Origin of the sequence: Priestia sp. 40 (assembly GCF_049368575.1) — a bacterium.
Taxonomy (GTDB): domain Bacteria; phylum Bacillota; class Bacilli; order Bacillales; family Bacillaceae_H; genus Priestia; species Priestia zanthoxyli.
The window spans coordinates 245,039-269,699 of the sequence record NZ_JBMPZA010000026.1; the positions used below are offsets into that span (position 1 = coordinate 245,039).

The following is a 24,661-nucleotide window of genomic DNA, read 5'->3' on the forward strand; positions in this document are numbered from 1 at the left end:
TAACTAAGCTATTTTTATTCCATCCTTTTATTACGAAACTTCTACGTTTCGATTTTGATTATATTTTTTCCCTTGTAACAGTGAGTAAATGATCGCTGCTGCCCATACAATAAGTATGAATGCATATACAGCTATCTGAGTTGAGCTGCTTGATACCCATGTGTTTAAGAGTGTACGAGCATTTGTTAAAATGATAAACCCACCAACAAGCGAACCAAGCAAGTGAGCCGGGATGATACGAACAAACCATGCAGCAATCGGAGCCGCGATAATTCCGCCAATCATAAGGGCGCCTACCCAGAACCAGTTTACTTGCTCCCACCCAAGAGAAATTAAAAAGCCAAGTGTAGCCGAGACGGCAATAGCAAATTCACTCGTATCTACGGTTCCAACGACTTTTCGTGCTGTTGTGCCTTTTTTAGCTAGCAATACAGGCGTTGCAATCGGCCCCCAGCCGCCTCCTCCTGTAGCATCCGCAAATCCAGCGATTAATCCTAACGGAATGGACTGCTTCGTTGATAAAGGTTTAGTGTTCTTTTCTTCATTTGTCTTAAACGTAAATAAAAAACGAAATAACACATAAACTCCTAGGAGCAATAAGAATGTTGAGACGTAAGGCCTTACTGCATCTCCGGGTAAATTACTTAGAAAGCAGGCTCCTACAAAAGCCCCGATGGAACCAGGGATAATCAGTTTTAAAACCATCGCTTTATCTACGTTTCCGAATTTAATATGCGAAACACCAGACGCTGCTGTTGTTACAACTTCTGCTAAGTGAACAGATGCCGAAGCCACAGCTGGTGCAATTCCAAAGGTTAAAAGTAGCGTAGTTGATGTTACGCCGTATGCCATTCCGAGTGATCCATCAATTAACTGAGCTAAAAAGCCAATAAGTGCAAACGTAATTAACTTTTTCATGTTGTCCCTCCACTTTCATCTTCTGTTAGAAAGCACAAAAAGGCCTCCAACAGTTGTTTGCTAGAAGCCTTCGGTATGTCCGATCAGCTGTCCGTTTTATGAATAAGTTGTTTATATTGTAATCCTAACTATTCCTAGAAGTCAACTGTGTTTTTAGTTTTTCTTTTAGTCTATGCGTGCTGCTTGGTTATAGTATCAGTAAAATAAAACTCTTCTTGTTAAATCAACAACATAAAAACGACCGTCTTAATAATGGCGGTCGTTTTTATGAAGATCTTTCCAGTGAACTAGTACTTCAGGTGGCAAACTCACATCTTTATCTAATGACGTCACATCCATAGAAGCGGGTTCATCGCTATTTATCACTTTTTCTACCCAATCTGGCTGTACAACTAATGCTTGTTCAATCGTAATTAGAGCCAGCCCTTGCTCAAAAGCTTCTGCTACTTCTGTTGCCGTAAGTCCTCCTGTACCCACAAGAGGGACCCGGTGATTGACGTGCTTAATAATTGAAGAAAGCAGTGAGCGATTTTCTTCACTACTTAAGGTAGGTTCATGCAAAGCACTAATATGTAAATAATCAATTTCTGTATAAACAAGACGGTCAATCCATTCAAATGTATCTTCCACTTTATTTCCTAAATAGCCTTTTTCTTTGGGCGCTAATGTATACCCCACAATAAATGGTTTGCCCGCATGTGCTGCTCAACGCGTCACTTCACGAATAACTTCAAGTGCAAAAGTGAAGCGGTTTTCTGCGCTTCCACCATAAGAATCACTTCGTTCATTGGCTTGCCTTGATATAAACTGCTGCAGTAAACATTCATTTCCTCCGTCAATTTCTACTCCATCAAACCCTGCTTCCATAGCTCTTGTGGTAGCTTCGCCAAACGCTTGAACCATATAAGTTATATCGCGCTCGGTCATTTGAACAGGCTTTTTGCCTTTACGTTTGTGAGGCTTTTCACTCGGGCTAATGGCTTCCCATTTATTTTCCATTTCTACACACTTTCTTCCCCCGTGCGATAGTTGAAGAATCGCTTTAGCTCCTCTTCTATGAATCATTTGGGTTAGTTGATGAAGCTTTCGTATGACCTGATCACGATGAATTCCGATTTGACCAGGTGCTACTTGGCCATTTTCTGTGATAAACGCGGGGCCGATAATTACCGTACTGACGCCCCCTACTCGTTTTTCGTAAAAAGTCAGATCGATATCGGATATTTCCCCGTTTTCCCGTGAAGCGTATGTGAGGATAGGTCCCATTGCTAATCGGTTTTTCATCTCAAGAGCATCAACAAATTTAAAATGTTTAAATAACTTTTCATAGGCTGTCTTCAATTAATTCACACCTTTTTTCCTTAGCTTGCCCATCTAGAAGCCGAGTAGACATAGGCACAAAAAAAGAAATACCTTCGCCGGCCTTTCTTTTTACGTCGTTTTTCTTATTTTTTTGACGGGGTAAAATACAAATTCGCTTTTTCCGACAATCCGTTTTTCATCAATGAGACCTAGACCGTTGCGGCTATCCATACTGTACAGACGGTTATCACCCATTACAAATACTTCGTTTTTGGGTATTTGAACGGGTTCAAAATCTCCTGTTAGCTCCATATCCATGTTATTGGCAATTTGACGATTGGTTTTTAAATAAGGTTCACTTACTTTTTTATCATCAATATAAAGCTGATCTTTTTTCATTTCGATTTTTTCACCTGGCAGACCGATTACTCTTTTTACATAATGCTTATTCTTAGCCTCATCTTTAATAATCACAATATCTCCGCGGCGAAGATCATGGAGCGAATACGACAGTTTATTCACAAACAAACGCTCTCCGTTATGCAGCGTTGGGTTCATTGAAGCGCCTTCTACAATATACGGAGAAAATAAAAATGCGCGAATCATAAATACTAGAGCGATAGCGAAGATAATAGTTTTGAATATGCTGCGTAATTGATCGCTTTTTGTTTTTTCCGTAGTCAATATACTTTGTCTCCTTTGTACAGCTCACTTTTCTTATGTAAAAAAGCAAGAAACCTCTTACTTTAACACTTATTCTAACTTAACCATAGAAAGAACTGAAATCAAATGTTTTATGTTATGTAAAAAAAGAACCTCTAACAAATGTTAGAGGCTTACATTACGCAAGTTTCGTCTTTACATCTCTTATTATAACATTAATTATATAAAAAGAGACTACCTTTTATGTAAAAATTATGTTTTTTACGCAAACTTAACTAAATCTTCACATTTAAAGGGGCTTCTTCATGTATAAAAAATTGGGAGATGCAATACTCTATAATCTCTCTTCGCCGCACGAGTCCAATAAAAATGTTTTGATCATCTACAACCGGCACAAAATTTTGTTCAGACGCGCGTGATAAAATACTTTCCATTTCATCATTAATTGTAATAGCTTCATAATCGCGATGCCTTGGGACTTCTTCAATTCGTAGATGTTCTAGCTCATGGAGTTCTATATGCTCTAGGCTTTTTAGCTTCCATAGCAAGTCTCCTTCTGTCAAAGTCCCTACATATTCTCCTTTTTGATTAATAAGCGGTACAGAAGAGTAGCGATGATACTCCATTTTCTCCAATGCTTGACGGATTGTTGACCGTGTCGATAGGGTAACCACTTCTTTTTTAGGAAGTAAAAAGAACGCAATATTCACTCATATTCTCCTTTTGTTATATATGCATTTTATTTTTGTTGTTTTGCTGAATCTGAAACAATATGAATATCGATGTCATGAGTCTGTCGCATAATTGTATTTACAATAGAGCCTTTTCGAATCTCTTCCCATCTTGTCCTCGCTGATTGCCCTAGTAAGATTTGAGTAACGCGATACTGCTTGGCTACGTTCACAATCACTGCGGCTGGTTTTTGCTTTTTAGCTTCTTCTACAATTAACGATGCGTGAAAGCGGTCAGCGAATGCCTGCCACTGTTTGATTTGTGTTTTCTGCCTCTCAGTCTGCTCGCCTTTAAAAACATGGAGCAGCAGCAAATCTGCTTTCAATCGGTTCGCCATTCTCCAGCCTCTTCGAATCAGTTTTTCAGCTGTTTCACTGTATTGAATGCACACTAAAATACGTTCGCAAATACCTGTTACACCAATTTCATGGGAATGAATGAGCTTGCCGTCCACTTCATCCGCTATTTCTCTGAGCGTTAATTCACGAAGGGCATGGAGATTTGCTAGCTTAAAAAAAGACTGCAGGCTTTGTTCAATTTTATGGACTTCGTATATTTTGCCTTCACGAAGACGCTTTTGCAGCTGTTCCGGTGTAACGTCGACAAGCTGAATTTCATCTGCTTGCTGAATAAATAAATCCGGCACCGTTTCACGAACTTTTACCTGGGTAACAGCATATACGAGGTCATGTACGCTTTCCATATGCTGAATGTTCATTGCTGACATAACTGAAATACCTTGGTTGAGCAGGTAAGAAACATCTTCAAAACGTTTTTTATGGCGGCTTGTCGGTACATTTGTATGAGCGAGTTCATCGATAAGGACAACTTTTGGTCGCCTTCTTACGATCGCCAGTAAATCAAGCTCTTGTAATTCTTTTCCTTTATAAAAAACGGTTTCTCTTTGGATCACTTCTAGATTTCCGATCATTTCCTTAGTCTCATTCCTGCCGTGTGTTTCTACATATCCAATTACGACATCTACGCCTTCTTTGACTAAGTCATGGGCATCTTGAAGCATTTTATAAGTCTTTCCTACTCCCGGTGCGGCACCGATGTAGAGTTTAAGCTTTCCACGCTTATGATCATGAAGTTCACGCAATAGTTCTTCCGGAGTTTTTCTTCGAAAGTATGGATGAGCTTCTTTTTCTTTCATTGTTCGGGCTCCTTTATCACACTCGCTTCAGTGCATGAAGCGAGTGCGTGTAATTAGCGTTCTCGTTGAACAGCTAAATTTAGCTCTACTACATTTACGCGTTTTGCACCAAAAGCCCCTTGCTGAGTATGTTTTTTGATTAGCTCTTTTAGCGTCTGGGTTTTAATATGGGCTGCTTTTGCCACGCGCTCTACTTGTGCATATGCAGCTTGTGGCGTAATATCCGGATCGAGTCCAGAAGCCGAATTCGTGACGGCATCAATTGGAATCCCTTCCTTTGGTACCTCGTTTTCTTTTTTCCAAACCGCTACGGATTTCTCGATACGATTCGTAAGATCTTTATTTGAAGGTGCTAAATTCAACGAGCCAGACCCTGCTCCGTTATAATCAATACTAGAGACTCTGCCGTGAAAAAATGCATTGCTTGTAAACTGCTGCCCAACCAGCTTAGAACCGATAACTTGATGATTGTTTGAATAGATTAGGCTGCCGTTTGCTTTACTTGGAACAGCTGTTTGAGCAATACCTGTCATCACAACAGGATAAATAAGACCACAAAGTATCATCATCATAATCGTTAAGCGAACAATAATGCTTCCCGTTCGTTCTGTTTGTATCATCGTTTCTTCTCCTCTACATTACAAATGAAAGTATAAAGTCAATCCCTTTAATCCCAATGAATGGAACCAATACTCCACCTAACCCGTAAATGAACAAATTTTTTCGCAGCAGGGCGTTCGAACTCATCGGCTTATACGCAATACCCTTCATGGCTAAGGGAATTAGAAGCGGGATAATGACCGCATTAAAAATGAGCGCTGACAACACGGCAGATAGAGGTGAATGAAGCTTCATTACGTTAAGAGCCTCCATTTGCGGAATCGCCAGGGTAAACATCGCTGGAATAATCGCGAAATACTTAGCAATATCGTTTGCGATGCTGAATGTAGTTAAGGCACCCCTTGTCATTAATAGCTGTTTTCCAATTGAAACGACTTCAATGATTTTAGTGGGATCAGAATCCAAGTCGACCATATTTGCTGCTTCTTTAGCAGCTGAGGTTCCGCTGTTCATTGCTAAGCCAACATCAGCTTGAGCAAGTGCAGGGGCATCGTTTGTCCCGTCACCTGTCATGGCAACTAGCTTTCCTTGCTGCTGTTCGTATTTAATCACTTGAATCTTGTCTTCTGGCTTGCATTCCGCAATAAATTCATCTACTCCCGCTTCTTTTGCAATGGTTGCTGCGGTTAACGGATTATCTCCTGTACACATGACTGTTTTAATGCCCATTTTACGAAGTTCATCAAAGCGTTCTTTCATTCCTGGTTTTACCGTGTCTTTTAAATAAATCAAGCCATAAATTTTATCATCAGCGGCGACGGCAAGCGGCGTGCCACCAGCTCCTGCAATTTCATTTGCTTTTTGCTGTAAATCAGAGGGAACCATCCCGCCCTTTGACTCTACCCATGCCGTGACGGCGTCCACTGCCCCTTTTCGTACAGATACATTCTGTAAGTCAATGCCGCTCATTCGCGTTTCCGCTTTGAATTCAACAAACGTTCCTTCGGTTTTTCTAAGATCTTCTACTCCCATGCGATTTTGAATAAAATCAACAACTGAGCGCCCTTCTGGTGTTTCGTCATAAAGAGAAGAAACAAACGCCCATTTGTAAAGGTCACGTTCGTCTATGCCTTCTACAGTCGTTAATTGATGAGCCATTCGGTTTCCAAACGTAATGGTACCGGTTTTATCTAAAATAATTGTGTTAATGTCACCTGCTGCTTCTACTGCTTTTCCTGACATAGCAATCACGTTAAACTGCGTGACTCGGTCCATCCCAGCAATTCCAATGGCCGATAATAAGCCTCCAATTGTTGTAGGGATGAGACAGACGAGCAGTGAAATTAAAATGGCCGTGTCGAGCTGAAAGTGTAGGTAGTTTGTAAAGACAGGAAGCGTCACCACTACTAGTAAGAAAATAATCGTCAGACTTGTCAAAACCGTATTTAGCGCAATTTCATTTGGTGTTTTTTGACGCTGTGCTCCTTCAACAAGCGAAATCATTTTATCTAAAAACGATTCACCTTGCTCACACGTAATTTTAATTGTAATTTCATCACTGACAACTCTTGTACCTCCAGTTACAGAGTTAAAGTCCCCGCCTGCTTCTTTCATAACAGGTGCCGATTCACCCGTAATAGCCGATTCATCAACAGACGCCAGTCCTTTAATGATTTCTCCATCTCCAGGAATCATCTCACCTTGTGAAACGACGACGATGTCTCCTTTTTTTAGTTGCGATGCCGAAACTTGTATCATCTGCCCGTTTTGAAGCTGATTAGCTGTAATATCGCCTTTAGATTTCTTCAATGAGTTTGCCTGTGCCTTTCCTCGTCCTTCTGCTAATGCTTCTGCAAAATTAGCAAAAACAATGGTGAAAAATAACACGAGAGATACGGCAATATTAAAGCCTGCGCTTACTGTACTTTCTCCGAAAAGGTCTGGAACAACGGCTAAAAAAAGTGTAATAACAAACCCGATTTCTACTACGAACATGATAGGATTTTTTATCATTGTTCTTGGACTTAGCTTGATAAAAGCCTGTTTTAATGATTGAATAAAAATGGATGAAGCTTGTTTATCTACAGAACCTTGAATGGGACTGTTGTGATCCAATTCAAGATCATTTGCAAAATTCCGTTTATTCATTATGATCCTCCGCTTTCTTTATTACAGTGTTAAATACTCAGCAACCGGTCCAAGTACAAGCACTGGGAAAAACGTAAGTGCTCCTACAATAACGGTAGTTCCAATTAAAATGCCGCTAAATAAAGACGTATCCGTTTTAAATGTCCCAGGTGTTTGGGGAACAAGCTGTTTGGATGCTAGTGAGCTCGATACCGCCAGCATTGTAATTAGTCCGAAGTAACGTCCAATATACATAACAATTCCCGTAGAAATGTTCCAAAACGGCGTTGCGTCACCTAATCCTTCAAAACCGGATCCATTGTTTGCTGCTGACGACGTAAATTCATACAGTGCCTGACTTAACCCGTGAAAGCCTGGATTTGATATACCTTCCATTCCTAAATGAGTGGTAAGTGCTACAGCTGTTCCTCCTAAAATTAGCAGCGGCTGCAGAATAAGCGTCACGGCGATTAGCTTCATTTCTTTTCCTTCAATTTTTTTACCTACGTATTCTGGTGTTCTTCCAACCATTAAACCTGATAAAAATACGGCGATGATGACGTACATCATAACATTCATAAATCCTGCTCCGACACCGCCAAATACGGTATTTAACATCATATTTCCAAGCGTTAACAACCCGGTAAGAGGCGTCAGGGTATCGTGCATCGCGTTCACCGCGCCTGTTTCACTTGCTGTCGTCACGATGGCGTACAGCGTTGACATACCGACACCAAACCGGACTTCTTTCCCTTCCATATAACCGCTCGCTTCATTTAAATGAAAAGCATCAAGTCTAGGGTTACCGCCCCACTCTGTTACAAACGCTGTGCTTAAGATAACGATAAACAGCATACTCATCGATACAAACAAGATGCGACCTTGTTTACGCTGTCCGATCATTTTTCCGTATGTGAAAGGAAGTGCGGTTGGTAATAAAAGCATAAGGACAATCTGTAACACATTGCTCCACGCATTGGGATTTTCAAATGGATGGGCTGAGTTGACACCAAAAAATCCCCCTCCGTTGTTGCCTAGCTCTTTGATTGAAAGAAAAGAAGCAACTGGTCCCCTTGCAATTTGCTGTGTTGCCCCTTCTAATGTATGGGCAGTCACCGTTCCGCTTAACGTTTGAGGGACACCTAAAAACGTAAATAAAATACCTGTTATAAAAGCAATAGGAAGTAAAATACGCGTAATTGATTTTACAAAATCAACAAAAAAGTTTCCCATTTCTTTCCCTGCTAGCCCGCGAATAAAAGCGATTGCTACTGCAAGTGCTGTTGCTGGTGCAGCAAACATCATAAATACAATGGCGGCCATCTGTGAGAAATAGGACAAACCTGACTCACCGCTGTAGTGCTGCAAGTTCGTATTTGTCATAAAACTAATGGCTGTGTTAAAAGCAAGGGCCGGATCCATTCCTTTTATGTGGCTTGGGTTTAGCGGCAGTACCCCTTGGAATCGGAAGATAAGGTACACCACAAAAATCATAAACGTATTCGCCAACACGAGAGCCAATGCATATTGCTTCCACGTTTGATTAAGCCCTTTAATTCCTGCTGCTTTAAACATCACTGTTTCTATCTTTCCTATCAAGCTAGTGTTTTTATCGTTTGAAAATACATTCGCTATATAAATACCTACGGGCTTTGCAATAAGCGCTACAAAAATAAGCAGCAGCGCAACTGATAGTAGAAAAATCCCCACGTTTTATTCCTCCGCTTATTAAAATTTTTCTGGATTTAACAGTACATATACTAAATAAATTAAAACGGTAATTGAAATACCTAACAAAATGAACGACATGTTCACTTCTCCTCTCTGTCGTCTACTACATGAGACGACCAGCGAATAATTCCGTACATAGCAGTCGCTAATAAGGCAAGCGTTCCAAGCATCATCATATCCAAGTTGCTTCCTCCTAACTGTTTCCTGACAAAAATGATAGCTTCTAAGTTTAGTGACGGTTTCTTTTCATAAAGCATCAGGTCCAAAAAAGCTAACCGCGAGACGTGATGCTATTTTTTTCCACTAAAAAACCGCAGAAGAGAGTTCTCTTCCGCGGTTTAATGCACGACAAATAAGCCGTGATTGACACGAATTTTTTACTCCCAAAACGCTTACGGAGTTAGCTGTCGGATTCGGGTTATGGAAGTAACCCTACTCAGTTAAGAGATTCACCCCTAGTACATACGTACAAAATATTGGGTCCCCCGCTCATAATTGATTAAGCGTATATTTGTTATTTAATTTTTAGACTTAATGATGACTTTTACTGCTGCGTTTAAAACTTTGATTAGCCAACGTAGACAAATAGCGGTTTGCTAGATCAAAAGATTGCTGGTCGCACATTGCCCGATATTCAATCATTTGAATCATTTGCTTAGATAAATGCATCTGGACGCTCCTTTCACCTATATTTTGAAAGGAGCGTACTATCCGCTGTTATAGAAAACGACCACGATTACACCATCCTCTCTCTTAACGCTTACGAAGTTAGCTGACGGGTTCGGGTCAAGAAAGTAACCCTACTCAGTTAAGAGATTCACCCCTAATAATTGGGTCCTCCGCTCTTTCCCTCTCTTTCAGGAAAGACTCAGCGTTTCACTGTGGAACGTTTCATGAGAGTAATCTTACTCCTGTTAAAATTTACTGTCAACAACATTTTTTGAAATTTTAAAAGCTTTATTTTTCTATATTTATTCATTATTTTAAAATAATAGTTTTGAAAGAAAAAAAGCGTTCTTATCTCCTCGATAAGAACGCTTTTTTTAGCTCATTTTCTCAATTTCATTTACAAGAATTGAAATGGCATCCGTTTTTGTTGCTTCACGCATTGTACGCTTCATTGTACTTGCCTGCTGCTGAAGCTCATTTACTTCACGCAAAAACAGTTCTTTTGTTAACTGTTCTTCTTCTACAACCATACAGTAGCCTTTTTTCTTAAAGGATTGTGCATTTAAAATTTGATCTCCGCGACTCTGTGCCTTTGATAAAGGAATAATCATCATCGGTTTATGAAGAGCTAAAAACTCAAAGATGGCATTGGATCCACCGCGTGTAATCACATAATCAGTTGCCGCTAAAACATCCGGAAGCTGTTCATTTACGTATTCTAACTGACGGTAGCCCGACTCTTTTTCAAGGCTTGTATCAATATTGCCTTTTCCGCAAAGGTGTACAATTTGAAATTTCTTTTGCAATTCAGGCAAAGACTCTCGAACAATTTCATTGATGCGGCGCGCTCCTAAACTTCCGCCCATAATGGTTAAAATTGGGCGCTTATCATAAAAGCGAAGCCAGCTTTCCCCGTTCGCTGCGCTTCCGCTAAATAACTCTTTTCGAATAGGTGAACCAACAACCTGCACTTTTTCTTTTGGAAAGTAGTTTGCAGCTTCATCAAAAGAAGTGAAAATTTTAGTGGCAAATTTCTGCGCAATTTTATTTGCTAGTCCCGGTGTTAAATCACTTTCATGAATGAACACGGGAATGTTTAAAGATTTAGCAGCCATTACAACAGGAACTGTGACAAAACCGCCTTTTGAAAAAACAAGAGAAGGCTTTAGTTTTTTCAGCACGCGACGCGCATCGCCAACCCCTTTTGCTACTCGAAATACATCTTTTACATTTTCCATATCCACGTAGCGACGAAGCTTCCCGCTTGAAATTGCATGATATGGAACGTTTAATTTAGCAATTAATTCTTTCTCAATACCATTGTGAGAACCGACATAATGGATATCCCATTTTTCACTGTCTAATTCTTTCATAATCGCAATGTTTGGCGTTACGTGCCCCGCTGTTCCGCCTCCGGTAAAAACGATAACTTGCTTACTCATTTTTTCTTCCTCTCTTTGCATCACTTAATCAATCTGTTTTGACATTAATTTTTTATCTAATCTTTTTAGCATGTAATCTGACATGTAAAACGATGGTTTTATTATAGCATTTTTCTTTTTACATATGTATGATAAGGCGTATAAAAGCATGCTATACTTTTCATAAGGAGTGATTATAATGAACAAATCTGTACCTGTGGTAAAAGGTGACACAGTGGATTCAGAAACGCGCTGTGTGCACTATTATACTGATAAAGATATTATTGCAATAAAATTTTATTGCTGTAATACATATTATCCATGTTATCAATGTCATAATGGACATGCTAATCACGACATTAAAAGATGGCCAAAATCTATGTTTAATGAAAAAGCTATTCTTTGCGGAGTATGTAAACATGAGCTCTCAATTAATGAATATTTAACCTGTAACTCGACTTGCCCTCACTGTCGTTCTTCTTTTAATCCCGGATGCAGCCTGCATGGACACATTTATTTTGAACAAAAAAGCTGAACGAAACATCGTTCAGCTTTTAAAATAACTGCTCATCTATATTGATAATGGAAGGAAGCAGACCTGGGAATAATTCCTCAAGTTCTTCTAATCGCAAAGAATAATAGTGCTGCGTGCCTTCTATACGTAGTTTGATAATTCCAGCTTCGCGAAGTACTTTAATATGATGTGATAGCGTTGATTTCGATACATTTAATTTTTGATAATACGAACAGGTCTGCTCCTTTCTTGTCGCTAAACACTGTACAATACGCAGCCGGTTAGGATCACTCAACGCGTGTAAAATAGGCGTTAATTTAATTTCAGATTTCGGTGGTTGATAAGGTTTTCTCATGCTTAAAATATAACACAGCTTCTTTTGTGTATCAATGTTCGATATCTTTCGAACTAAATCCTTGCACTGTTATTTAATTGGTGTTATAGTTTCATTGTTCGATGATATTCGAACTTATCTTCATTTTAATCATAAATTGAATGAAAGATTAAAAACAAAACAAATAATATAAAGCACCATCATTATTAAAGGAGGAATCATCCATGATTCATTTACAAGCTTCAATGAAAGTTAACCCAGAAAAAAGAGAACAATTTTTAGAAAACGTACAAGAACTAATTAAGCATTCTTTACAAGAAGAAGGAAACAGCAACTATCAGCTATTTGAAGATGCTTTTACACCTAACACGTTTATGATGATTGAAGAGTGGAAAAGCGAAGAAGCAATTCAAGCGCACAATAAATCAGCTCACTTCCAAAGTTTTGTAGCATTTGCTCAAACTGGCGTACTTGTAGCACCTTTAGATGTAAAAACATTACAAGGTTAATCATAACTTCTTTGAAAGGATGAAGCATCATGAATGAAGCAATTCGTACAATTCAAGATCATCGTTCTATCCGTCAGTATACAGATGAAGCAGTAAGCGACGAGCATTTAGATACGATTATTCAATCTGCTCAGTCAGCTGCTTCTTCTATTAATGGACAGCAAGTGACTATTATTAGCGTCCAAGATAAAGAAAAGAAGAAAAAACTTTCAGAGCTTGCCGGCAACCAAGCGTGGATTGACCAAGCTCCTCTATTTTTAATCTTTTGTGCAGATTTTAATCGTGCTAAGATTGCAGCTGAGCTTAACGATGCCCCTCTTGGCGTAACCGATGGGCTTGAATCAATTTTAGTCGGGGCAACTGATGCTGGAATTTCGTTAGAAGCCGCAACAGTTGCAGCAGAATCACTCGGTTTAGGTACAGTACCAATCGGAGGAATTCGCAGAAAACCGCTAGAAGTCATTGAACTGCTGGATTTACCGGAATACGTATTCCCAGTAAGCGGTCTTGTGGTTGGACATCCGGCAGATCATTCTGCGAAAAAGCCTCGATTGCCACAAGCTGCCGTGCACCATCGTGAAAGCTATAATCACGACTTAAAGTCATTGATTCAAGACTATGATGCTGAAATGGCAGAGTATATGAAAAACAGAACAAACGGTGCTGATGACCGCAACTGGTCACAAACTGTATCAGCTATTTATAAAACCATTTATTATCCAGAAGTTCGAGCGATGCTTGAAAAACAAGGATTTAAATTCGAATAACCAAAAGCTGCGATGAACATCGCAGCTTTTTTATCTACTTTAACAGCGTGCTGAATAGACTAAAAGTAATACTCAATAAATGAGGTGTTGATATGGAGTTTATTTTAATTTGTAATTTTCTTTTAGGTGCAACGGCAGCGTTTTTATTAGTGCCGGCTTTTACAAAAAAGCACACACTTCACGTGACTTTGCTCTCTCTTCTTTTCCTCCTTTCAATTGTCCCGACTTTTCTTCTTGCTAATCCACATATCGGCGTTTTACCTTGGGCTATTCGAGACGGTCTTCTATTGTTCTCCGCTTTCCTTTTATTGTATTTAACTTTCACTTCAAGCAGGTGGAAAACGCTTTTGTTTCCTTTTCTATTTTTGCTGTCGATTGCTCCTCTTGCCTACGTCGTATATGATGATTTCACGCATACGTATATAGATGCCAATATCGGGCTTGGCCTAGGCTTTTTATTGACGTGGCTCTTAACAACTCTGTACAATATTTTGGCTATTCTTCGATTTTTCCGTCAGAAATCTCAGTAAACACGTCAAAAGTTAACAAACACACGAATAGTTGCTTTTATTTAGTATACGCTAACAACTGCACAGTTCTTCTCTTTACATAAAGCTGTGTATACTAAAAAAGGAGTGATACTTGATGAAACGACTATTCGTAATGGTAGCAGTGATTGCCTTCTTGGCACTTAGCCGCATGTTAGTATTTGCCGCTGAAACACCCCCTGCTGCAGATGACCGAACAGCTCAAAATGCGGAAGTTCGCATTGTTCATGCTTCACCGGATGCTCCGGCTGTAGACATTTTTGTGGATGACAAAGCCTTGGTAGAAGGAGCAAAGTTTAAAGATGTCTCTAATCCCCTGCCTTTGTCAGCTGGTTCTCATAAAGTAGAAGTGTACGAAGCGAAGACAAAAGGTACAAAAGATTCGCTCATTGAAGCTACCCTTGTTGTAGACGGTGGAAAATCATATACAGTAGCAGCCGTAAATAAAGCGGAAAATCTTGAACTACAGGCTTTCACGAATAATAAGCAAGGAATGGATGGAAAAGCAAGCCTGCGTATTGCTCATTTATCTCCTGATGCTCCTGCAGTAAACGTAGGCCCTAAAGGTGCTGCTCCTTTATTTAAAGATCTATCTTTTAAAAGCATTTCAGGTTATCAAGTAGTAAATCCGGGTTCGTACGATCTATCTGTTTCCACAGCGGATGGAAAAGAGGTACTAAGTCTTCCTGGAACAAATCTTGAAAGCGGTAAAAACTATACGGTTCTTGCAGTAAATACTGCTGACAAGCTTGAAACAATTGTTTTACAAGATAATTAACTTAAAAAACGTCATTTCAATTGAAATGACGTTTTTTATAGACTGCTCTGAATAAATTCCTCTTTTTTGTACTCATAGGTAGAAATGTCGTTCCACAATCGTTTTGAAAGCTCGTATTTCATACCTTCATATTTTTTTCTAGCACGTTCGCTCGAGCGTAACTGCTCCCTGAAATTAATTCGCTCGTTCCAGTAAGGAGATTCACTGACCGTTACATACACATGACTTCTTCTAGCATCATGTGGAATGAGCCTACGGGCATTTTTAGCTGTCATAATTGGAGGATAGTGCGCAGCTGGAACGCCTTCTTTTAATAAGACAAACATCTCTTTTTCCGCTACATATACGTGAGATTTATTTTTTAATATAGCCCGCACTTCATTTATGTCTTCTTCGCGTTTGACTCCGATTAAAATATCAACGATTGGTGAACCTGCCAATCCTGGAACGGACGTGCTTCCAATATGTTCGATGTCTACTGAAAAGTCCTTTAGTGTATTAAGCAACGCTTCTTTTTCCATTTGATACAAAAGCGACCACTTTGTTTCATACTGAACAATCTTTCGCATATCAGTTTCCACCCTTTCACTTTTTTATACTGTACCATGTTTCAAAGTAAAAAGAAAGAATTTTCTAACTATTTACTTTTAGTTTATGCTACGATCTTTACAGCAATATAGACAGGCTTTTTATTATTTTATATATTTTTGTTATTTTTATTCTAAATGTTTCATAATTGTGGATGTTTCCTCCTTCAAAAGATAGATACGATTTCATCTGCTATCTCTCCTCTATCCTATTCACATCCGGCTGCTTTATACTATTTTACATTTTCTCTAGTATAAAACACGTCCTCAAAATGTAGATAAACAAAGGACTAAATGCTTTTAATATCTCTAAATTCAACCTTTAACATAATTATATTTTACATTAATGTAAAATTTTATCGGTAAGGATGGCAGATAGTTCAAATTCATTATACAATTGAATTTCGACATATAGTATGATGGATAATATCGGTATTATGAGATAATAGTAGATTTCACTCAAAATTTTGGACTTTTTGCCGATATATGCTTTGTATACCAATAAACTTATGTTGAAATTAATTTGCAAGGAGGAAAAAATGAATAAAAAACATGTCATGTACACAGCCGTTTCTTCTGTTCTTTTAAGCTCTTCATTGCTTTTGCATTCCATTGATGCAGATGCAGCTGAATCGGCCAAAGTAACTGCTACATCGTTAAATGTACGTGCAACGCCTAGTACAAGCGGTGCTATCGTTGGGAAAATAACGAAGGGAAACACCGTTAATATAGTAGATGAAAGTAAAGGATGGGCTAAAATTACCTATAACGGTAAAGACGCTTGGATTTCATCTCAATACATAAATAAAACGCAAACAAACAGTACTTCTACCGAAAATTCGACATCGAAGTCAGCGATCGTTAATGCGAGCTCATTAAACGTTCGGTCTTCTGCAAGCACAAGCGCATCCATCGTGACAAACTTATCGCGAGGTTCCAAAGTAACGGTGGTAAAAGAAAGCGGGTCTTGGTCACAGATTAAAACGGCAAGTGGTCAAACAGGCTGGGTAGCAAGTCAGTACCTACAAGCAGGATCCGGTTCTTCTACACCGAATAAAAACTCGGGTTCTACTTCATTCAAGTCAGCGACCGTTAACGCCAGCTCACTAAACGTTCGTTCTTCTGCGAGCACAAGCGCGTCTATCGTGACGAACTTATCGCGAGGTTCCAAAGTAACAGTGGTAAAAGAAAGCGGGTCTTGGTCTCAGATTAAAACGGCAAGCGGTCAAACGGGCTGGGTGGCGAGTCAGTACCTACAAGCAGGATCCGGTTCTTCTACACCGACTAGTAACTTGGGTTCTACGACATCCAAGTCAGCGGTTGTTAACGCTAGCTCATTAAATGTTCGCTCTTCTGCGAGCACAAGCGCATCGGTCGTGACGAACTTATCCCGAGGTTCCAAAGTAACGGTGGTAAAAGAAAGCGGGTCTTGGTCACAGATCAAAACGGCAAGCGGTCAAACGGGCTGGGTGGCGAGTCAATATTTGCAAGCTGATTCCGGACAGTCTTCACAAACAGCCCAGTCTATTCAAATTACAAAAGCTTCAAATTTACGCAGTCAGCCGAGCTTAAGCGCGGGAATTATCCGTGTAGCAAAAGCAGGCGAAAGATTCAAAAAAGTAGGCGAAAAGAATGACTGGGTGCAAATTCAGTACTCTGCAAGTCAAACAGCATGGGTATCAAAAGGGCTAACAGCTCCGGCTGGTTCCACAACTTCAGCTAGTTTGCCTTCCCCTTCTGCTGCTTTAAAAGATAAAATTATTGTAGTAGACGCTGGGCACGGCGGATATGACCCTGGTACTTCAGGTAAATCATCAATTGAGAAAAAACTAGCGCTAACAACAGCAAAACTTGTAGCAAGCCGCTTAGCTAATGCTGGAGCAAATGTATTTATGACTCGTTCAAACGATACTTTTATCTCACTAAGCGGACGAGTGAACGTTAGTGAAGCAAAGCATGCAGATGCATTTATCAGCATTCACTATAACGCTTCTACTTCATCTTCTGCAAACGGCATCGCATCATTTTATTACAGTGAAGCCAAAGATAAAGAATTAGCAAAATACATTCAAGAAAGCATGGCTGAAAACGCGCCTTCTATGAAGGATATGGGAGTTCATTTTGGAGATTATTATGTTACTCGAGAAAACAACCAGCGTGCTGTACTTCTTGAATTAGGCTTTTTATCAAATGCTCACGATGAGCAAATTGTTTCTTCTAACGCGTATCAGCAGCAAATATCTACAGGCATTTATCAAGGAATTGCTCGATATTTTGCAGCTAATAAATAATAAAAGCCCTCATTATGAGGGCTTTTATACTACCAGCTTGCTTTTTTAACACCTGGAATTTGTCCTTTGTAGGCTAATTCCCTAAATGCGATGCGTGACATTTCAAATTTTCTAAGGTAGCCTCTAGGACGACCGGTAACGCGGCAGCGATTATTTAAGCGCGTTGGTGAAGAATCTCTAGGCAATTTTTTTAACGCTTCGTAATCTCCTTTTTCCTTCAGCTCTTGGCGCAATTGCGCGTACTTCGCTACCATCTCTTGACGCTTTTGTTCTTTTACAACTTTTGCTTTTTTTAGCCAAATTCTTTGTCATCCTTTCGTTTTATTACTTTTTTATTTGAAATACGTAATCATTACGATTTAATTATTTTGAGCAAGTTATTCTCTGATTTAATCATATTTTCTTCATTCTTTCAACTTATTTGCTTCCATACTTACATGTAGCCTATCCCCAAGCTGCTGTATAAACATAAATAACATTGTATGTCAAATGTAATTAATTCCTTCATCTCCTATATCATACAAAGAGCCCTACATATTCCATATTGTAGGAGGATTTGTATTTACAGATAATATTTCAATAATATTACAGTTCATTTACATATTAATAACTTCGACAAATTTAGCGGTTATCTAGTATATAATCATCTTAGAAATTCCAAAAATAATATTTTGCGTACTCAATAAAATATAAAAGTAAAGGTGATTAAAAAATGAAATCGACTGGTATTGTAAGAAAAGTAGATGATTTAGGTCGTATCGTAATTCCGAAAGAGTTAAGACGTGTTCTTGAAATAGATGTAAAAGATCCTGTTGAAATTTTTGTCGAAACAGATCGAATTATTTTAAAGAAATATGAGCCGAACGGTGCTTGTGCGATTACTGGCGAAGTATCTTCTGACAACGTAACAATCGCAGATGGCAAATTAACTTTAAGCCGCGAAGGTATGGAGTTATTGCTTGAAGAGTTAAAACAACGTAATTTCTAATAATATGAAAAGCAGCTGCTCATATGCAGCTGTTTTTCTTTTTGATAAAGTTTTTTCTTCGCTTTCTGATTTTCAGATGCTATACTCAGAAGCGAATACATAATAAAGGAGCCTTTTATCATGACAGTTGAACAAATTACTCATCACTTTTTAGCACATCGAAACGTAACTAATGAATTAATCAACAAAATTGAAGCAGGTCACTACGAATACAAGCCTGCCCCGACATCTATGTCCGCTTTTGACTTATCTACGCATATTTTAACATCCTTTTATGCATTTGCATCAGTGGTAAAATCCGGTGATTTATCTCCACTTGGTCAAAAAGCTGATTTTAGCGGTAAGTCATTATCGGACCTTGCAGCTGAATACACGAAAAAAACAGTAGACGTATTACGCTCACTTAGCGAAGATGATTTAAATAAGACGATTGACGCAACTGCAGCGTTTGGAAGAAAGCTTCCCGGAAGACAACTTTTACAAATGGCGATTGACCATGAAATTCATCATAAAGGAAATTTATACGTCTACGTACGTGAGATGGGTCATACAGATCTTCCTCTATTTGTTCAGTTCGGTTAATGGTTATAAAATAGTTCGTGCTTGTAAGCGCCCAAGCTAGAAGTTTGGTGCGCTTTTTCTTTGGAGTTTTCGGCATAATAAGTAAGATATATGGTATAATTCTATCAATAACTTCATATCTACTATTCAAAGCTTGTTTCTTCTTATAAAACGATAGTCATCATCTTTTACAAAGGAGGAATCACTTCATGAGTCAAACTGTTAACCAACAAAAAATTGCTCAAGTGTATCATCTTCCGTTTGTTTCTTCATTTGGAGGAAGTGCTATGAACCTTCTTTCTCCTCAAGCTGGCGAACATATTTTAGATATTGGCTGCGGCACTGGCGAATTTATTTCGCAGCTCAATAAGCTTCATGTCCATGCGACGGGCATCGATTGCTCTGAAAATATGATTGAACAGGCTCGTCATCAGTACCCAACTCTATCCTTTGAACAGTTAAATGCCCTTAACCTTCCTTATTACGAACAATTTGACGCAGTTTTTTCCAATGCAACTTTACACGACATCCGTCCCCCTCACCTTGTCATTAAAAACATTTACAATGCTTTAAAACCAAATGGCCGATTTGTAGCAGAATTTTGGGGAAAAGGAAACATGGACGAAATTTTCACAGAAATCATTCGTCAATTTAAAACGTTTGATATCCCTTATAACGATGTAGATTTCCCATGGTACTTTCCTTCTGTAGCTGAATATTCTTCTCTTTTGGAATCACAGAATTTTCAAGTCACCACGGCCATTCACTACAGCCGTCCCTTCTTGTTAAAAGGGGAAAACGGCTTGCGTAATTGGCTAGAAATAAATGCAGCCCCTCTTTTTGCTCACGTGACGACAGAAACTAAAAATGTCCTCATCACGCGCTTAGAAAATCGAATGCAAGATAAACTATTTCAAAATGGATCTTGGCTAGCAGAAGCTAAACATATACGTGTACATGCTGTAAAACGAGATTAAAAAATGGACGTGATTCTATTCACGTCCATTTTCGTTAAAGTGCAGCCAATATCCTTTTCCTCGAATCACTTCGATTTCTAAATATGTTCCTATTTTTTTGCGAACCCGGTAAATCAGCGCATTCAGCTCCTCCGCTGCTACTAGAATTTCTCCATTTGACTCTACTCGTTCAGGCCAAACGCTTTTTTTTAACGCTTCTTTTGAAACAAATTGATTGTTGTATTCTAGAAGATAAGCTAAGCACGAGTATTCTTTATCTGACAGAATATATGTTTCCTCTTTTACTTTTACTTTCTGCAAAATTGGATCTAATGTGTAAAATGGCTTATTTATTTGTTTTAGCAAAGGTCCTAAATCGAGGGTTGCATCCATATCATCATTTCTAAATACTAAGGCTGCCTCTTCATTTGCTAAGGTAATGACATCCTGCTCTTTCAATAAACGAGGAGTTCCAGGCTGTAACTCTTCTCCGTTTACTTTTGTCCCGTGTTTACTAAACAAGTCTGTAATGAAAAATGTATTGCTTTCGTACGTTACTTCAAAATGCTTCCGTGAAATGTAAGCACTTTGAAAGGCCAGATAAGGCTCCCATTCTTCACTGCTTCGCCCGATAATACAGGCTTTATCTTTTGGAATAGGCACGGAAGCTCCTTCATAAAAAGGAGCACCGTTCCGAATAATCAACATACCGTTCATTGTTTGCTCACACTCTTTTTTTAAATTTTTCTGACTCTTATTATGTAATTATAACACTCACATTTATTGAGATTTCTTCCAACTTTGGATAACATCATAGTATAGTCAGTTATATGATAAAGGTTGTTGTCATGTAAGTAAACCTTTAGGGTATTTCTTTTCTCATTAGAAGAATACGTATTCTTTGTACTGCTGTAACGGGGATACAATTTTTTATAAAATAATTTGATTTTTAGTAACTTTGACATATGTTCTCTCTTTTTAAAGCGGAGTAAAATAGGAAAATACGTGAAATATTTACATAATGGAGGAAGACCAATGGGACGTTTGCCAAAAGATAGAGAAATTCAAGCGATTAAACGACGCGTTGCACTGGTATTGTTAATTATTGGATCATTCATTTTAACAGGTGCTAGTTTTAGCATTTACTGGTTTATGATGTTAAAAATATAAGGTTTTTTTATAAAATAAAGAAAAAAGACATGGTTTTCTTCCCATGTCTTTTTTGAGTTTTATTCTTTCTCAGACACTCCTGCAGATTGAAACGTGGCCATGTTGGCAATCATCAATGAAGCTGAGTGCAACAGCGGAAATGTAATAGCAGCCCCACTTCCTTCACCTAACCGAAGATTGAGATTAAGAAGAGGCTTCTTGTCAAGAAGCTTCATCGCACACGCGTGACCTTGTTCAACGGATTGGTGACTAGCAAACATATAGTCTCTTGCTTGTATATTGATTTCTGTCGCTAAAAGGGCTGCAACTGTACAAATAAAACCATCTACTAAAATAGGAATACGATGAGCAGCTGCCGCCAGCATAGCACCTGTCATTCCGGCAATTTCAAGCCCCCCTATTTTACTGATAATATCAATCGGATCTTGAGGGTTAATGTGCCTATTTTGTAGGGCTTCTTCAATCACGTTCACTTTGTGGCGCAGTTGTTCGTCAGAAATCCCTGTGCCCATTCCTGCAAGCTTAGCAACTTTTTCCCCTGTCAATACAGCTAAAATAGCCGTGCTTGACGTGGTATTTCCGATGCCCATTTCTCCTACAATTAAACATTTAATTCCTTGGGCAATAAGCTCTTCAGCTTCTTCATATCCTACTTGAACAGCCTGCTCTGCCTCACTGCGCGTCATCGCGTCTTCTTTATGAAAACTTGCTGTGCCCAGCTTCACTTTGCGTTGTACAAGATCCTTATGGGAAAGGTCAGAAGCAATGCCGATGTCAATCAGTTTGAACTGTGCATCTATTTGCTGACTAAACACGTTAATAGCTGCTCCTCCCTGCAAAAAATTCAGCGCCATTTGTGCCGTTACGTCTTGCGGATAAGCTGAAACTCCTTCTTTTACAATTCCATGATCGCCTGCAAAAACGAGGACTCCTGGGGGCGTGACTGTCGGAAAAGCTTCCCCTGTCATGGCCGCTAGTTCAACTGCTATTTCTTCAAGTCTCCCAAGGCTTCCTATCGGTTTGGTTAATGTATCAATATAGCGTGCCGCTTTTTCGCCAGCGCTTGTTTGAAGCGCTGGAATATAAACGTTTATCATATGTACAGCTCCTTTATTTCAGCAAATGTCTACCGTTTAATTTAACAGGATTTTGTTTATTCTGGCTAGTCTTTTTTAAAGTAGATAATTGGATAGAGTTCCCAAGACTTAGTTATACTAGTAAGAGTTGCGTATAGGCAGTATTTTGAAAGGAAAGATTTTATGACAACGAAACACCATAAAAAGGAAAAGGCAGGTCGGCTCATTTATCGCTACATTATGATGTTAATTGGGGCTTCCTTGGCTGCCGTTTCTATCGAATTATTTTTAGTCCCAAATTCCGTCATTGATGGCGGTATTATCGGTATTTCTCTAATTTTAGTTTACTTAACAAAATTGCCGTTCAGTCTTCTTATCATCATCTTTAATCTCCCTTTTTTATATAGTGGATACAAACAAATTGGTCGTAGCTTCTGCTTTTCATCTATGTTTGCAGTTGTTGCTTTATCCATTGTAGAATCTCAATTGCACCATGTTCCAGCTGTAACATCTGAACCGCTTCTTGCTACTGTATTTGGCGGGCTGCTGTTAGGAGCAGGTGTAGGAACGGTCATTCGTCACGGTGGAGCGTTAGACGGAACTGAGATTTTAGGTATTTTATTAACAAAAAAAATCCCGTTTTCTGTAGGCGAATTTGTGATGTTTTTAAATATCTTTATTTTCGCTTGGGCAGGGTTCGTGCTAGGTTGGGAACAGGCCATGTACTCGATCCTTACGTACTATATTGCTTCTAAAACAATCGATGCGATTATTCAAGGGCTTGATGAAACAAAAGCAGCTTTTATTGTTTCAAATCACTATGAAGAGCTATCAGACGCTATTACGCATCGTCTAGGCCGCGGCGTGACGAAACTGTATGGTAAAGGCGGATTTGAAGGTACAGAAAAAGAAGTCATATACGTAGTTGTGACGCGTTTAGAAATTACCAAGCTTAAAACTATTATTTCTGAAATTGATCCACATGCATTTACAACCATTATGGATACCCAGGAAGCGCAGGGCGGCAAATTCAAATCAGCCATTCACTAACTATACATAAGCGTGGATTTCTCTGAGCATGCTAATAGCTGACTACCCGTAAAGGAGCTCACCACAATGAAAGAACAAATGTCCAACTTATTTCATCAATTAAAACAGTCGGTTTCCGATGTATCTGATAAGTTATATGACAAAGTACATACGCTGCAATCATCACCAGGAGTCAGTGTTTTTGAACTGTATGAATGGATTAAAGAAAATCCAAGCACAAGCGTACAAAAGCAAACGCTGCTCGGAATTTCGTACTCTTTCTATACACTCCACGCAGACGGCGTTTTTTTCTATATAGAAACGAAATATGATTATTTACTTTACATGACTATTTATAGTCCAACACGTCATTATTTCACCTATCATTCTTACAGAGATTCTTTATCAACAGTGACTCCCTTGACGTTTCCTATTACTAAATAATAAAAAGCTCCTCAATCGAGGAGCTTTCTTTATATGGTTATCTTCCTTTTCGGACTTTAAAGATAAACAGCGCAAGTAAAAAACCGCTCGTCGCAGTTACTATTTTCCACGCGTTTAAGATTGGATTTTTTTTCAAGGTCCTGCTCCTTCCTTGCGGCTATACTAAAAATAGGATGGCCGCCTTTCAAACAGCTAGTCCAACTTCTCCCTACTATTGATACGATCATCTAACATATAGCCCACCGACATTTTCATCAATTTCACTTTTCATACTATAACATATTTTTGCCATTTAGTAGAAGTCTTAAAAGTAAAAGCTGTACTTCTCTTAAAAAAAACGGTATTGAACCCCTTCATTTTCTTTACCGTTCATTTTTTGATAAAGGTTTTGAGCAACTTTATTTTCACTGCTGCACTCAGCGGTCATACCTGCAAACTCATACTTTTGAGAATAGGCAAGGCAAATCTTAAACAAACGTTCACCAATTTTATTTCCTCTGTTTAAAGGAGATACGTACAAGTCTTTTAAGACGGCTGTTTCTTTAAAATAATGGGTGCTCCACGATACGTACACCGTCGCAAAACCTACTAGTTTCCCTTCCAATTCAGCAACAAATTGGATACCATAGGAAGGATTATTCAATAGACGCTTAATATGTAAAGTTAAAGCTTTCCGGGAAGGGTCAGGCTGCTCACAGAATTTCACTATATATTCTTGCATTAACGTAGCCAGTCGCTCTCGATCAGTTTCAACCGCCTGTCGAATGACAACCATTTAATCACTCCTTTTAGCTCAACGCTCTTAACATAATTCGATAGCTATACTTTT

Annotated in this window: 30 protein-coding genes and 2 riboswitches; of the genes, 12 read left to right on the forward strand and 18 right to left on the reverse strand. The window is 38.9% G+C overall.

Annotated features, from left to right (window positions below):
- Window positions 1–30 precede the first annotated feature (30 nt).
- The 12 genes from ACO1DI_RS27460 to ACO1DI_RS27515 form a co-directional block, all read right to left on the reverse strand.
- The gene (locus tag ACO1DI_RS27460) at window positions 31–918 is read right to left on the reverse strand and encodes a sulfite exporter TauE/SafE family protein (protein WP_014459435.1); all 888 of its coding nucleotides are present in this window, start codon (window positions 916–918) and stop codon (window positions 31–33) included.
- A gap of 246 nt (window positions 919–1,164) precedes the next feature.
- Window positions 1,165–1,596: a hypothetical protein gene (locus tag ACO1DI_RS27465; RefSeq protein ID WP_423145778.1), complete on the reverse strand. Its 432-nt coding sequence runs from the start codon at window positions 1,594–1,596 to the stop codon at window positions 1,165–1,167.
- Window positions 1,597–1,623: 27 nt separating this feature from the next.
- Window positions 1,624–2,259 (reverse strand): hypothetical protein, encoded by a 636-nt coding sequence (locus tag ACO1DI_RS27470; protein WP_423145779.1) that lies wholly within the window; start codon window positions 2,257–2,259, stop codon window positions 1,624–1,626.
- A 90-nt stretch (window positions 2,260–2,349) separates the two neighbouring features.
- On the reverse strand, window positions 2,350–2,904 hold the full coding sequence (gene lepB / locus ACO1DI_RS27475) for a signal peptidase I (protein WP_014459433.1): 555 nt from the start codon (window positions 2,902–2,904) through the stop codon (window positions 2,350–2,352).
- Window positions 2,905–3,158: 254 nt separating this feature from the next.
- On the reverse strand, window positions 3,159–3,593 hold the full coding sequence (locus ACO1DI_RS27480; protein WP_014459432.1) for a CBS domain-containing protein: 435 nt from the start codon (window positions 3,591–3,593) through the stop codon (window positions 3,159–3,161).
- 29 nt (window positions 3,594–3,622) lie between these two features.
- Window positions 3,623–4,771 carry a KdpD-like non-kinase potassium sensor gene (kdpDN, locus tag ACO1DI_RS27485; RefSeq protein WP_014459431.1) on the reverse strand — a complete coding sequence of 383 codons (1,149 nt, stop codon included), beginning with the start codon at window positions 4,769–4,771 and terminating at the stop codon, window positions 3,623–3,625.
- Window positions 4,772–4,824: 53 nt separating this feature from the next.
- Entirely contained in the window at window positions 4,825–5,391 is a 567-nt protein-coding gene (kdpC, locus tag ACO1DI_RS27490; protein WP_014459430.1) for a potassium-transporting ATPase subunit KdpC, read from the reverse strand.
- Between the two features lie 13 nt (window positions 5,392–5,404).
- Window positions 5,405–7,480, reverse strand: a complete 2,076-nt coding sequence (gene kdpB / locus ACO1DI_RS27495) for a potassium-transporting ATPase subunit KdpB (protein ID WP_406866357.1) — start codon at window positions 7,478–7,480, stop codon at window positions 5,405–5,407.
- A 21-nt stretch (window positions 7,481–7,501) separates the two neighbouring features.
- Complete coding sequence (gene kdpA / locus ACO1DI_RS27500) at window positions 7,502–9,163, reverse strand: potassium-transporting ATPase subunit KdpA (RefSeq protein ID WP_182421063.1); 1,662 nt, start codon at window positions 9,161–9,163, stop codon at window positions 7,502–7,504.
- A gap of 24 nt (window positions 9,164–9,187) precedes the next feature.
- Window positions 9,188–9,268: a K(+)-transporting ATPase subunit F gene (gene kdpF, locus ACO1DI_RS27505; RefSeq protein ID WP_423145795.1), complete on the reverse strand. Its 81-nt coding sequence runs from the start codon at window positions 9,266–9,268 to the stop codon at window positions 9,188–9,190.
- Between the two features lie 297 nt (window positions 9,269–9,565).
- Window positions 9,566–9,706, reverse strand: a riboswitch (cyclic di-AMP (ydaO/yuaA leader).
- Between the two features lie 15 nt (window positions 9,707–9,721).
- Window positions 9,722–9,859: a hypothetical protein gene (locus ACO1DI_RS27510; protein ID WP_014459426.1), complete on the reverse strand. Its 138-nt coding sequence runs from the start codon at window positions 9,857–9,859 to the stop codon at window positions 9,722–9,724.
- A 72-nt stretch (window positions 9,860–9,931) separates the two neighbouring features.
- A riboswitch (cyclic di-AMP (ydaO/yuaA leader) is annotated at window positions 9,932–10,074 on the reverse strand.
- A 159-nt stretch (window positions 10,075–10,233) separates the two neighbouring features.
- Entirely contained in the window at window positions 10,234–11,301 is a 1,068-nt protein-coding gene (locus tag ACO1DI_RS27515; protein ID WP_042992053.1) for an undecaprenyldiphospho-muramoylpentapeptide beta-N-acetylglucosaminyltransferase, read from the reverse strand.
- Between the two features lie 178 nt (window positions 11,302–11,479).
- Between ACO1DI_RS27515 and ACO1DI_RS27520 the strand changes: the two genes are divergently transcribed.
- Window positions 11,480–11,815: a CHY zinc finger protein gene (locus ACO1DI_RS27520; RefSeq protein ID WP_014459424.1), complete on the forward strand. Its 336-nt coding sequence runs from the start codon at window positions 11,480–11,482 to the stop codon at window positions 11,813–11,815.
- 19 nt (window positions 11,816–11,834) lie between these two features.
- Here the strand turns inward: ACO1DI_RS27520 and ACO1DI_RS27525 are convergent, their stop codons facing one another.
- A complete protein-coding gene (locus ACO1DI_RS27525; RefSeq protein ID WP_013083811.1) occupies window positions 11,835–12,149 on the reverse strand; it encodes an ArsR/SmtB family transcription factor in 315 nt (104 codons plus the stop codon).
- Between the two features lie 203 nt (window positions 12,150–12,352).
- Between ACO1DI_RS27525 and ACO1DI_RS27530 the strand changes: the two genes are divergently transcribed.
- From ACO1DI_RS27530 to ACO1DI_RS27545, 4 genes are all read left to right on the forward strand, one after another.
- A complete protein-coding gene (locus ACO1DI_RS27530; RefSeq protein ID WP_014459423.1) occupies window positions 12,353–12,637 on the forward strand; it encodes a putative quinol monooxygenase in 285 nt (94 codons plus the stop codon).
- A 29-nt stretch (window positions 12,638–12,666) separates the two neighbouring features.
- A complete protein-coding gene (gene nfsA, locus ACO1DI_RS27535; protein WP_014459422.1) occupies window positions 12,667–13,404 on the forward strand; it encodes an oxygen-insensitive NADPH nitroreductase in 738 nt (245 codons plus the stop codon).
- Window positions 13,405–13,496: 92 nt separating this feature from the next.
- Window positions 13,497–13,934, forward strand: a complete 438-nt coding sequence (locus ACO1DI_RS27540) for a hypothetical protein (RefSeq protein WP_014459421.1) — start codon at window positions 13,497–13,499, stop codon at window positions 13,932–13,934.
- A gap of 115 nt (window positions 13,935–14,049) precedes the next feature.
- Entirely contained in the window at window positions 14,050–14,730 is a 681-nt protein-coding gene (locus ACO1DI_RS27545; protein WP_014459420.1) for a DUF4397 domain-containing protein, read from the forward strand.
- A 35-nt stretch (window positions 14,731–14,765) separates the two neighbouring features.
- Here ACO1DI_RS27545 and ACO1DI_RS27550 read toward each other — a convergent pair whose 3' ends face one another.
- On the reverse strand, window positions 14,766–15,299 hold the full coding sequence (locus ACO1DI_RS27550) for a GrpB family protein (RefSeq protein ID WP_014459419.1): 534 nt from the start codon (window positions 15,297–15,299) through the stop codon (window positions 14,766–14,768).
- A 557-nt stretch (window positions 15,300–15,856) separates the two neighbouring features.
- Between ACO1DI_RS27550 and ACO1DI_RS27555 the strand changes: the two genes are divergently transcribed.
- Window positions 15,857–17,608, forward strand: coding sequence for an SH3 domain-containing protein (locus ACO1DI_RS27555; RefSeq protein WP_423145780.1), 1,752 nt, complete (start codon window positions 15,857–15,859; stop codon window positions 17,606–17,608).
- A 29-nt stretch (window positions 17,609–17,637) separates the two neighbouring features.
- On the opposite strand, the gene rpsN is transcribed toward ACO1DI_RS27555, so the two are convergent.
- The gene (gene rpsN, locus ACO1DI_RS27560) at window positions 17,638–17,910 is read right to left on the reverse strand and encodes a 30S ribosomal protein S14 (protein ID WP_423145796.1); all 273 of its coding nucleotides are present in this window, start codon (window positions 17,908–17,910) and stop codon (window positions 17,638–17,640) included.
- A 410-nt stretch (window positions 17,911–18,320) separates the two neighbouring features.
- On the opposite strand from rpsN, the gene ACO1DI_RS27565 reads away from it, so the two are divergent.
- The 3 genes from ACO1DI_RS27565 to ACO1DI_RS27575 all read left to right on the forward strand — a co-directional run bounded on the left by ACO1DI_RS27565 (window position 18,321) and on the right by ACO1DI_RS27575 (window position 20,134).
- The gene (locus ACO1DI_RS27565; protein WP_013057736.1) at window positions 18,321–18,596 is read left to right on the forward strand and encodes an AbrB/MazE/SpoVT family DNA-binding domain-containing protein; all 276 of its coding nucleotides are present in this window, start codon (window positions 18,321–18,323) and stop codon (window positions 18,594–18,596) included.
- 120 nt (window positions 18,597–18,716) lie between these two features.
- A complete protein-coding gene (locus ACO1DI_RS27570) occupies window positions 18,717–19,178 on the forward strand; it encodes a DinB family protein (RefSeq protein WP_014459413.1) in 462 nt (153 codons plus the stop codon).
- A gap of 188 nt (window positions 19,179–19,366) precedes the next feature.
- Window positions 19,367–20,134, forward strand: coding sequence for a class I SAM-dependent methyltransferase (locus ACO1DI_RS27575; protein ID WP_014459412.1), 768 nt, complete (start codon window positions 19,367–19,369; stop codon window positions 20,132–20,134).
- A gap of 15 nt (window positions 20,135–20,149) precedes the next feature.
- Here ACO1DI_RS27575 and ACO1DI_RS27580 read toward each other — a convergent pair whose 3' ends face one another.
- Complete coding sequence (locus tag ACO1DI_RS27580) at window positions 20,150–20,830, reverse strand: FHA domain-containing protein (protein ID WP_014459411.1); 681 nt, start codon at window positions 20,828–20,830, stop codon at window positions 20,150–20,152.
- 288 nt (window positions 20,831–21,118) lie between these two features.
- Between ACO1DI_RS27580 and ACO1DI_RS27585 the strand changes: the two genes are divergently transcribed.
- On the forward strand, window positions 21,119–21,283 hold the full coding sequence (locus tag ACO1DI_RS27585) for a hypothetical protein (protein WP_155727968.1): 165 nt from the start codon (window positions 21,119–21,121) through the stop codon (window positions 21,281–21,283).
- 59 nt (window positions 21,284–21,342) lie between these two features.
- Here the strand turns inward: ACO1DI_RS27585 and cobT are convergent, their stop codons facing one another.
- On the reverse strand, window positions 21,343–22,380 hold the full coding sequence (gene cobT, locus ACO1DI_RS27590) for a nicotinate-nucleotide--dimethylbenzimidazole phosphoribosyltransferase (protein ID WP_014459410.1): 1,038 nt from the start codon (window positions 22,378–22,380) through the stop codon (window positions 21,343–21,345).
- 162 nt (window positions 22,381–22,542) lie between these two features.
- Between cobT and ACO1DI_RS27595 the strand changes: the two genes are divergently transcribed.
- Both ACO1DI_RS27595 and ACO1DI_RS27600 read left to right on the forward strand, forming a co-directional pair.
- A complete protein-coding gene (locus tag ACO1DI_RS27595; RefSeq protein ID WP_423145781.1) occupies window positions 22,543–23,409 on the forward strand; it encodes a YitT family protein in 867 nt (288 codons plus the stop codon).
- Between the two features lie 66 nt (window positions 23,410–23,475).
- Window positions 23,476–23,832: a hypothetical protein gene (locus ACO1DI_RS27600; RefSeq protein WP_014459408.1), complete on the forward strand. Its 357-nt coding sequence runs from the start codon at window positions 23,476–23,478 to the stop codon at window positions 23,830–23,832.
- Between the two features lie 328 nt (window positions 23,833–24,160).
- Here ACO1DI_RS27600 and ACO1DI_RS27605 read toward each other — a convergent pair whose 3' ends face one another.
- Window positions 24,161–24,607, reverse strand: coding sequence for a GNAT family N-acetyltransferase (locus tag ACO1DI_RS27605; RefSeq protein ID WP_014459407.1), 447 nt, complete (start codon window positions 24,605–24,607; stop codon window positions 24,161–24,163).
- Window positions 24,608–24,661 lie beyond the last annotated feature (54 nt).

Coding starts and splice junctions, on each gene's coding strand:
- ACO1DI_RS27460 (WP_014459435.1), bottom strand. CDS start 918: ATGAAAAAGTTAATTACGTTTGCACTTATTGGCTTTTTAGCTCAGTTA.
- kdpDN (WP_014459431.1), bottom strand. CDS start 4,771: ATGAAAGAAAAAGAAGCTCATCCATACTTTCGAAGAAAAACTCCGGAA.
- kdpC (WP_014459430.1), bottom strand. CDS start 5,391: ATGATACAAACAGAACGAACGGGAAGCATTATTGTTCGCTTAACGATT.
- kdpB (WP_406866357.1), bottom strand. CDS start 7,480: ATGAATAAACGGAATTTTGCAAATGATCTTGAATTGGATCACAACAGT.
- kdpF (WP_423145795.1), bottom strand. CDS start 9,268: ATGTCGTTCATTTTGTTAGGTATTTCAATTACCGTTTTAATTTATTTA.
- ACO1DI_RS27510 (WP_014459426.1), bottom strand. CDS start 9,859: ATGCATTTATCTAAGCAAATGATTCAAATGATTGAATATCGGGCAATG.
- ACO1DI_RS27515 (WP_042992053.1), bottom strand. CDS start 11,301: ATGAGTAAGCAAGTTATCGTTTTTACCGGAGGCGGAACAGCGGGGCAC.
- ACO1DI_RS27520 (WP_014459424.1), top strand. CDS start 11,480: ATGAACAAATCTGTACCTGTGGTAAAAGGTGACACAGTGGATTCAGAA.
- ACO1DI_RS27525 (WP_013083811.1), bottom strand. CDS start 12,149: ATGAGAAAACCTTATCAACCACCGAAATCTGAAATTAAATTAACGCCT.
- ACO1DI_RS27530 (WP_014459423.1), top strand. CDS start 12,353: ATGATTCATTTACAAGCTTCAATGAAAGTTAACCCAGAAAAAAGAGAA.
- nfsA (WP_014459422.1), top strand. CDS start 12,667: ATGAATGAAGCAATTCGTACAATTCAAGATCATCGTTCTATCCGTCAG.
- ACO1DI_RS27540 (WP_014459421.1), top strand. CDS start 13,497: ATGGAGTTTATTTTAATTTGTAATTTTCTTTTAGGTGCAACGGCAGCG.
- ACO1DI_RS27545 (WP_014459420.1), top strand. CDS start 14,050: ATGAAACGACTATTCGTAATGGTAGCAGTGATTGCCTTCTTGGCACTT.
- ACO1DI_RS27550 (WP_014459419.1), bottom strand. CDS start 15,299: ATGCGAAAGATTGTTCAGTATGAAACAAAGTGGTCGCTTTTGTATCAA.
- ACO1DI_RS27555 (WP_423145780.1), top strand. CDS start 15,857: ATGAATAAAAAACATGTCATGTACACAGCCGTTTCTTCTGTTCTTTTA.
- ACO1DI_RS27565 (WP_013057736.1), top strand. CDS start 18,321: ATGAAATCGACTGGTATTGTAAGAAAAGTAGATGATTTAGGTCGTATC.
- ACO1DI_RS27570 (WP_014459413.1), top strand. CDS start 18,717: ATGACAGTTGAACAAATTACTCATCACTTTTTAGCACATCGAAACGTA.
- ACO1DI_RS27575 (WP_014459412.1), top strand. CDS start 19,367: ATGAGTCAAACTGTTAACCAACAAAAAATTGCTCAAGTGTATCATCTT.
- ACO1DI_RS27580 (WP_014459411.1), bottom strand. CDS start 20,830: ATGAACGGTATGTTGATTATTCGGAACGGTGCTCCTTTTTATGAAGGA.
- cobT (WP_014459410.1), bottom strand. CDS start 22,380: ATGATAAACGTTTATATTCCAGCGCTTCAAACAAGCGCTGGCGAAAAA.
- ACO1DI_RS27595 (WP_423145781.1), top strand. CDS start 22,543: ATGACAACGAAACACCATAAAAAGGAAAAGGCAGGTCGGCTCATTTAT.
- ACO1DI_RS27600 (WP_014459408.1), top strand. CDS start 23,476: ATGAAAGAACAAATGTCCAACTTATTTCATCAATTAAAACAGTCGGTT.
- ACO1DI_RS27605 (WP_014459407.1), bottom strand. CDS start 24,607: ATGGTTGTCATTCGACAGGCGGTTGAAACTGATCGAGAGCGACTGGCT.